This window comes from bacterium, from assembly GCA_040757115.1.
Classification (GTDB): Bacteria; UBA9089; CG2-30-40-21; order CG2-30-40-21; family SBAY01; genus JBFLXS01.
This window is the reverse complement of record JBFLYA010000348.1, coordinates 1-3,097: the sequence shown is the minus strand read 5'-3', so window position 1 is coordinate 3,097 and position 3,097 is coordinate 1. Positions and strand designations below refer to the sequence as shown.

The 3,097-nt window shown below is 35.4% G+C and carries 1 protein-coding gene and 1 pseudogene; both read right to left on the bottom strand.

Annotated features, from left to right (window positions below; genetic code table 11):
• Nucleotides 1-20 precede the first annotated feature (20 nt).
• Nucleotides 21-1,877 (bottom strand): asparagine synthase (glutamine-hydrolyzing), encoded by a 1,857-nt coding sequence (gene asnB, locus AB1422_18415; GenBank protein ID MEW6621274.1) that lies wholly within the window; start codon nucleotides 1,875-1,877, stop codon nucleotides 21-23.
• Nucleotides 1,878-1,905: 28 nt separating this feature from the next.
• Nucleotides 1,906-2,527 (bottom strand): annotated as a pseudogene (locus AB1422_18410) (glycosyltransferase family 2 protein).
• Between the last annotated feature and the right edge of the window lie 570 nt (nucleotides 2,528-3,097).

The following is a 3,097-nucleotide window of genomic DNA, read 5'->3' as shown; positions in this document are numbered from 1 at the left end:
TTATCTCCTTATCCCCTTTCTTACACTTTTGATATATAGCCTGAACGGTTACCTTTTTTATTTTCAAAATGGTCATTAAGTAACCTGTTAATATAAGAATAGTTAAAAAAACCTTCCTTTTTGATTTTACTTTCAGCAAAAATATCTAAAACGAATCCCTTTAATTCATTCTTAAACCATTTAGCCACTGGGATGCCAAATCCTTTCTTTTTTCTGCTCGCTATTCCTTTGGGAAGTAAATGTTTCACTGCTTTTTTAAAAATATACTTTGTGGTCAACCCTTTCAATTTGAGTTGATGGGGTAAATTAGCCACATACTCTACAAAGGTATGGTCTAATAGAGGTGGCCTGACCTCCAGTGAATTAGCCATACTGGCTCTATCAACTTTGACTAAAATATCTTCCTGAAGATAAAATTTCATATCTAAGTAAAGCAATCTGTCAAGAAAATCCTCAGTTTTAGTCTTTGCCAGATACATTTCTATGTCTTCAAATGAGTTAGTAGTTTTTAGTATATCACAAATTTCATTAGAAAGCAAGTCTTTTTTTTCAATGGGGCTAAATGAGCCTAACCAGATATAATTGCGGATTTCTGGAGAATACGGGATGCCTGAAATAAATTTTTTAGCCTGAAAGTCAAGGCTGATATTAGAAGTAGATACAGGTAATTTTTTGATTATCTTCTCAATCATACCTTCTCGAAGAAATCCTGGTAGTTTTTCATAAGAATGAGCTAAACGATGGGCTGGATAAGTAGGATAGCCAGCAAATAATTCATCCCCTCCATCTCCACCTAAAGCTACAGTTACATACTGGCGAGTAAATTGAGAAAGTAAGTAGGTAGGAATAATTGAGGCATCTCCTAAAGGCTCATCTAACACATCAGCTATAATCGGAACAAGTTCTATTAGTTTGTTAGGACTCAATATTTCTTCATAATGCCTGGTGCCAAAGTATTGAGCCACCTTACGGGCATAGCCAGATTCATCAAAACTCCTATCTTCAAAGCCGATAGAAAAGGTCTTGACCTGTCCTGGCACTAATTCTGACATCAAAGCAGTAATCGTACTTGAGTCAATGCCACCACTTAAAAAAACTCCCAACGGCACATCACTAATTAACATCCTTTTTACTGAAGCCTTAAGCAATGATAAAAGTTCTTCTTGATATCCCTCTTCTTCCTTTAATTTCTCATCATAACTAAAATTAATATCCCCGTATTGTTCGGTTTTTATCTCTCCAGCTGGATTAATAATCATAAAAGAGCCAGGTGGTAATTTCTTAATCCCTTTAAAAATAGTATTAGGAGCAGGAATATATTCATAGGTAAGATATTTATCTAATGAAGACAAATCAATCTCTCTATTTACATCCGGATGGACTAATATTGCTTTTATCTCTGAACCAAAGATAAATTGATTATTTACAACAACATAATGAAGTGGTTTAATACCTATTCTATCAAGGGCTAAAAAGAGGCTATTTCTTTTTTTATCCCAGAGAGCAAATCCGAACATGCCATTAAGTCTTTCTACACATTTCGTTCCCATTTCCTCATAGAGGTGAACGATAACTTCCGTATCGGTCTGGGTATTGAAACGATGCCCATTTTTTTCTAAAGACTCCCGTATCTCCGGGAAATTGTAAATCTCACCATTATAGACTACAAAAATAGTTTTATCTTCGTTATGAATAGGTTGATGTCCGGTAACAAGGTCAATAATATTTAATCTTCTCATCCCCAGACTAATATTCTTTTCCAGATAAATCCCTTCATCATCAGGGCCTCGATGACGAATTACCTCACACATCTGGTGGATGATTTCTTTCTCCACTGTCTTTTCTCCAAATGTCAAATATCCACAAATTCCACACACCCTTTTTTTATCCCCTCTCAAGATTTATTATCCCTACAAAACATAACAGAATACCAAACCCACCAAAGGTATAGATAGGTTTGGTGCTGTAAGAACCAAGAAATTTTAGTGTCCAAAGATCCAGAATGACCTTTATGGTTCTTGAAAGACCATATTTCGTCTTACCATAGCGTCTGGGATGATGAGTAACTACTATCTCGGTTATCTTCGCTCCACCCCACCAGGCAGCATAAACCGGAATAAACCGATGCATCTCACCATAAAGCTTAATATCCTTTATTATATCTCTTTTGTTGTATGCCTTGAGGGTACAACCATAATCATGGAAATGAACTCCAGTCACCAAAGAAATTAATTTATTAGCTAAAATAGAAGGGATTTTTCGCGTGATTAACTTATCCTGGCGATTCTTTCGCCAACCACTAACTACATCGTCTCCTTCATCTATTTTTTCAAGAAGTCGGGGTATATCTTCCGGGCATCTGTAAATCCGCATCCATAAGAATCAAAATATCTCCTTGCGAATATTCAATTCCTGCTGAGATAGCGGCTGTCTGACCAAAATTCTTGCGAAATTGAACAATCTTTACTCTTTTATCTACTTTAGCCATCTCTGATAGGATTTCAAAACTATCATCATTACTCCCATCATAATCTTTTTCACCATGTCTTGTCAGAAATAAAAACTCAATATCATCCCATTTGACTAAAAATATGACCTGACTTTTTCCAAAAGGTGTTTGAACATTCCCTATCCTTTCACCGATAATTTTATTTTCATTAAGTAAAGTATATGCCTTACTTCCTCCAATAACTGCATTTTTTACCTTCATTTCATCCAAAACCTTCATTTTCTCCTGAAAATGTTCGTAAGTTGTTGTAATTGTTTGATTTACAAAACTACATTTTCATCGTCATTTGTGACCTGCAAGGGTATGAGCGTTTCACCTGAAAATATCCGCAAATTTCGCAGAGGACATAGATTTTTAATTTTTTTATCTCCCCCACTGAAAATAAGTGTCAGTGATTAGTGTCAGTGTCAGTTAAGGAATTCAATCTTTCTTCACTGACACTGTTCACTAACACTGGATGTTATAGCAGTTATTAGTCAAAATTTTACTCAGAGTGGATAAGGAAAAAATCCCAAATCCCAAGCACCAAATCTCAAATAAGCACCAAATTCCACATACCAAAAAGCGAATTAGAGATTAGTGAATTAG